The sequence below is a fragment of the Bacteroidota bacterium genome, from assembly GCA_019637975.1.
GTDB lineage: Bacteria > Bacteroidota > Ignavibacteria > UBA10030 > UBA6906 > CAADGV01.
In genome coordinates this window covers 1-4,963 of the sequence record JAHBUR010000067.1, presented here as the reverse complement: position 1 = coordinate 4,963, position 4,963 = coordinate 1, and the positions used below count along the sequence as shown (strand labels likewise).

5 protein-coding genes are annotated in these 4,963 nt (G+C 51.8%); all 5 read left to right on the top strand.

What is annotated here, in order from left to right; translation table 11 throughout:
• Positions 1 to 1,686: pyruvate dehydrogenase (acetyl-transferring), homodimeric type (locus KF749_18550; protein MBX2993158.1), on the top strand; the 1,686-nt coding region annotated here is incomplete at its 5' end.
• Positions 1,687 to 1,720: 34 nt separating this feature from the next.
• A complete protein-coding gene (locus tag KF749_18545) occupies positions 1,721 to 2,110 on the top strand; it encodes a GxxExxY protein (protein ID MBX2993157.1) in 390 nt (129 codons plus the stop codon).
• A gap of 53 nt (positions 2,111 to 2,163) precedes the next feature.
• Positions 2,164 to 3,462, top strand: coding sequence for a 2-oxo acid dehydrogenase subunit E2 (locus tag KF749_18540; protein ID MBX2993156.1), 1,299 nt, complete (start codon positions 2,164 to 2,166; stop codon positions 3,460 to 3,462).
• Between the two features lie 53 nt (positions 3,463 to 3,515).
• Positions 3,516 to 3,923, top strand: coding sequence for a GxxExxY protein (locus KF749_18535; protein MBX2993155.1), 408 nt, complete (start codon positions 3,516 to 3,518; stop codon positions 3,921 to 3,923).
• Positions 3,924 to 3,992: 69 nt separating this feature from the next.
• A partial coding sequence (locus tag KF749_18530) for a dihydrolipoyl dehydrogenase (protein MBX2993154.1) occupies positions 3,993 to 4,963 on the top strand: 971 nt, incomplete at its 3' end.

The following is a 4,963-nucleotide window of genomic DNA, read 5'->3' as shown; positions in this document are numbered from 1 at the left end:
GTTGAGCCGGGGAGCCATACGCGGAAACAGTTCTTTGGCAAATATCCCGAGCTGCTCGAACTCGTCAATCATCTTACCGATGAACAAATCCGCAAGATGAAGCGCGGCGGGCACGATCCGCAAAAAGTGTATGCGGCATACCACGCCGCGATGAACCACAAAGGTCAGCCAACCGTGATTCTCGCGAAGACGGTGAAAGGCTACGGCCTCGGCGAAGGCGGTGAAGGGCGCAACGTTACGCATCAACAGAAGAAGCTGAACGAAAAGGAACTTCGCGAGTTCCGTCAGCGGTTTGAGATTCCGATCAGCGACGAAGACGTTGTTGATACGCCGTTTTATCGTCCGGCTGAAGAAAGTCCCGAAACCAAATACCTGCTTGCCCGCCGTACAGCTCTGGGCGGATTTCTTCCTGTCAGATCGGAAAAAGCCGCGCCGCTTGAAGTTCCGTCGCTTGCCGACTTCGGCGAATTCCTCAAAGGTTCCGAGCGATTCGAAGTTTCGACAACGATGGCGTTCGTTCGATTGCTTGGCGCATTGCTGCGCAACAAGAAAATCGGCAAGCAGGTAGTTCCGATCATTCCCGATGAAGCCCGCACGTTCGGTATGGATCCGTTGTTCCGCGAGGTCGGTATCTACTCTCCGAAGGGACAGCTTTATAAGCCTGTCGACAGCGAAACGTTGCTCTACTATCACGAGGCAACGGACGGACAAATACTTGAAGAAGGAATCACGGAAGCCGGTTCGATGGCATCATTTATTGCCGCGGCAACTTCATATTCCTCGCATGGCGTGAACATGATTCCATTCTATATCTACTATTCAATGTTCGGCTTCCAGCGCATCGGCGATCAGGCGTGGGCGGCAGGCGACATGATGGTAAAAGGGTTTCTGTGCGGCGCAACGGCGGGCAGAACAACTCTGAACGGCGAAGGCTTGCAGCATGAAGACGGGCACAGCCATCTTCTTGCAAGCACCATTCCCAATCTGTTGTGCTATGACCCGGCGTTCGCGTATGAAATCGCCGTTATCATTTGGGATGGACTGAAGCGCATGTATGCAGACAACGAAAAAATCTGGTACTACATCACGCTCTACAACGAAAACTACACCATGCCGCCGATGCCGTTGGGCGCAGAGCAAGGCATTCTGAATGGCCTGTACAAATTCAAGGTCGGCGAAAAGAAATTGAAGCACAAGGCACATCTCTTCGGAAGCGGGCCGATAATGCGCGAAGCGCTGCGCGCACAGGAGATTCTCGCCGAACACTACGATGTCTCGGCGGATGTATGGAGCGCAACGAGCTACAAGCGCCTGCGCAACGAGTCATTGAACGCCCGGCATTGGAACATGCTGCACCCGACAGCTACACCGAAGAGATCCTATCTCGAACAGATTCTCGAGAAAGAGCATGGCGTCTTTGTTGCGGCCTCGGATTACATGAGAATTATCGCCGAACAGATCGCGCCCTGGGTTCCCGGCGGGTTGATGGCGCTCGGCACAGACGGCTTCGGACGCAGCGACACACGCAAACAATTGCGCCGTTTCTTCGAGGTTGATGCGGAGTCGATTGTCATTGGCACTCTATACCAGCTTTCGCAAAAGGGATTCGTGACGAGGAAGGCCGTCGAGAAGGCCATCATAGAACTTGGCGTGGATCCGGAGAAGGCGTTTCCGATTGTTGCTTAGCCACAGAGACACCGAGACACGGAGTTACTTATTGATGGAAATTGATAGCTCCCTCGATGAAATCAACAAACTCACCGAACGGATAATAGGCTGCGCTATAGAAGTTCATCGGCAACTTGGACCAGGGCTGCTGGAAAACACCTATGAATCCGCCCTTTGTGTAGAGTTTGAAAGCGTAGGCATCTCTTTCAAGCGACAAGTTTCTTATCCGGTTGTCTATAAAGGCCACAGTATCGGCGAATACAGGGTCGATTTAGTTGTCGAAGGCAGAGTTATTGTGGAATGGAAAAGCGTTGAGAGGCTTGACCCCGTTTTTGAAGCTCAAGTCCTCACATATCTCAAGATAACCGGAACGAAGGTTGGTCTGCTCATCAACTTCAATACGCGTATGCTGACCAACGGAATAAAAAGACTCATTCTCTAAAAGACTCTGTGTCTCCGTGCCTCTGTGGCACGTCATATTCGAAAGGAATGCAGATGGATGTACGACTACCCCGTCTTGGTGAAGGCGCCGACAGCGGCACCGTCTCCACGATATTTGTCAAGGAAGGCGATACGGTGAAGAAAGACCAATCCATTCTCGAACTGGAAAGCGAGAAGGCAGTTGCGTCAATCCCTACGCCCGTTGCCGGAACTATTACCAAGATTCATGTGAAAGACGGAGATGAGATCAAGGTTGGCACTTTGATTTTTTCCGTTGCCGAAGGAGATGCCGGTGCTGTATCGCAAGTCTCTACATCGACTGAACCTTCAACGGAGTTGGAGGAAGATGAACCTGTTGCCGTTGCAGAAGAATCCGTGCCTGCCATGATGCCGCAGATCATGGATGAGCCGGTGAAATCACCGGGCGGTTTTCCACCTCCGGCTTCGCCTTCTCTTCGCAAGATGGCCCGCGACATCGGACTTGATCTCAGCCGCATTCGCGGAAGCGGCAACGGCGGGAGAATTCTCCTTTCGGACGTAAAGGCATACATTCAACGGCTTCAATCTCTCGGGGCCCAGCCCAAAGCCACGGCAGTTGCTGCGGCGGCCGTTTCCAAGCCTGCCGCTGTGAGCGTTGACTTCTCGAAATGGGGAAGCGTCGAGAAGAAGAAAATGTCGCAACTCCGCAAAGCCATCAGCAACAAGATGACAGAGTCGTGGACGACAATCCCTCACATTACCCAGTTCGATAACGTTGACATCACGGATGTTCTTGCCTTGCGCAAGAAATATCAGAAAGCGTACGAGAAGAAAAAGGCGAATCTGACTTTGACACCCTTCATCATGAAGGCAGTGGTCGAAACGCTGAAAAAGCATCCGATCTTCAACGCGAGCATGGATGAAGCGGCGGAAGAGATTGTGTACAAGAACTACTATCATCTCGGCATTGCCGTTGATACCGAACAGGGATTGATTGTTCCCGTTATTCGTGACGTGGACAAGAAGAGCATGCTCGAACTCTCCATCGAGTTGCAGGATATCGCCGAGCGCACACGCCAACGGAAGGTGAGTCTTGAAGAAATGCAAGGCGGATCGTTCACGATCTCCAATCAGGGTGGAATCGGGGGATCTCACTTCACGCCGATCATCAACAAGCCTGAAGTGGCAATCCTCGGTGTCGGACGCGGTTCATTGCAAGCGGTTGTGAAGAACAAGAAGATCGTGCAGCGTGTGATCGTCCCGCTGGGCTTGTCGTACGACCATCGTGTGATAGATGGCGCGAATGCGGCGCGGTTCATCACTGATTTCGTGCAAGCGCTGCAAGGATTCAAAGAAGAAGATGTGAAGTCCTGAGAAGGTTCGCCACGAAGAACCCAAGAATCCAAGTCCCACACAAAGTCTGTGAGATGGGAAAGACACATAAAGAATTCTTGCCGCTTTCCTCGCGAGAAGAGGAGATAGGGAAGCTGATAGTGGATGCAGCGTACGCTGTTCACAACGAATTGGGTCCAGGTCTTCTCGAAAAGATTTATGAGTCTTGTTTTTGTTATGAACTCGGTCAACGCGGACTTTGTTTCAAGCGTCAGATAGATTTCCCTATTCGCTACAAAGACCTTCACTTCAATGAAGGGTTGAGATTGGACGTGCTGGTCGAGGATTCGGTTGTTTGCGAACTCAAGGCAGTGGAAGAAATGAATCCGGTCTGGCAGGCTCAGATCCTCAGCCATCTGCATCTTTTGGGCAAGAGGTTAGGTTATCTCATCAATTTCAACGTTCCACTTATCAAACATGGCATAAAACGATATGTACTCTAAAATATCGTTGGTGATCCCTTTGAGTCTTTGGTTCTTGGTGGCAGAATTCTACACAGAAGAAAGAAAGATATGAAATCAATCAAAACAGATATCGTTGTCATCGGCTCCGGTCCCGGCGGACATGCGGCTGCATTCTACGCCGCCGACCGCGGCAAGAAAGTGATTCTTGTGGAGAAGGACGATGTGCTCGGAGGTGTGTGTCTGAACGTCGGCTGCATTCCATCAAAAGCCTATCTGCACGCCGCGAAGCTGGTCCATGAAGCGCAAGATTCCGATTACCGCGGCATCGTATTCGGCAAAGCGAAGCTTGATCTGAACAAAATGCGTGCGTGGAAAAATTCCATCGTGGGGAAGCTCACCGGCGGCGTTGCAACGCTGGCAAAAAGCCGCGGTGTTGAGGTGATGTTTGGCCGTGGATACTTTGAGGATTCCAAAACGCTACGCGTCGAAACGAAGCAGGGACAGAAATTCGTCACGTATGACAAGGCCATTATCGCCACCGGCTCGCGTCCGGCGATGCCTCCCGCGTTTGATCTGGGCAACAAGCGCATCATGACATCCACGGAGGCGCTCGAAGTGGAGGAAGTGCCGAAAAATCTTCTTGTTGTCGGCGGCGGCTATATCGGGATGGAGCTCAGCACCGTGTACGCGACGCTCGGCAGCAGCATCGTTCTCGTGGAAGCACTCGATCAGATTTTGACGGGAGCCGACCCGGATTTGATTCGTCCGGTAATCAAGAAAGCGGAGAAGTCGTTCAAGGAAATCCGCCTGAAAGCGAAAGTCAAGAAAATGTCGACATACAAGAAGCAGATCAAAGTCCAGATGGAGTACAACGGAAAAGAGATGGAGGAACTGTACGACCGCGTGCTCGTCTCCGTCGGACGCGTTCCGAACAGCAATGATCTCGGACTTGAGAACACCAAACTGCAGAAAGACGAGAAGGGTTTCATCCAGGTGAACGACAAACTGCAAACCGCCGACCCGATGATTTATGCCATCGGCGACATCGCTGGCGGAGTTTTGCTTGCCCACAAAGCATC

Bases quoted from the DNA above. Each gene is read 5' to 3' on its own strand.
- KF749_18535 (MBX2993155.1), top strand. From the start codon at position 3,516: ATGGGAAAGACACATAAAGAATTCTTGCCGCTTTCCTCGCGAGAAGAG.
- KF749_18545 (MBX2993157.1), top strand. From the start codon at position 1,721: ATGGAAATTGATAGCTCCCTCGATGAAATCAACAAACTCACCGAACGG.
- KF749_18540 (MBX2993156.1), top strand. From the start codon at position 2,164: ATGGATGTACGACTACCCCGTCTTGGTGAAGGCGCCGACAGCGGCACC.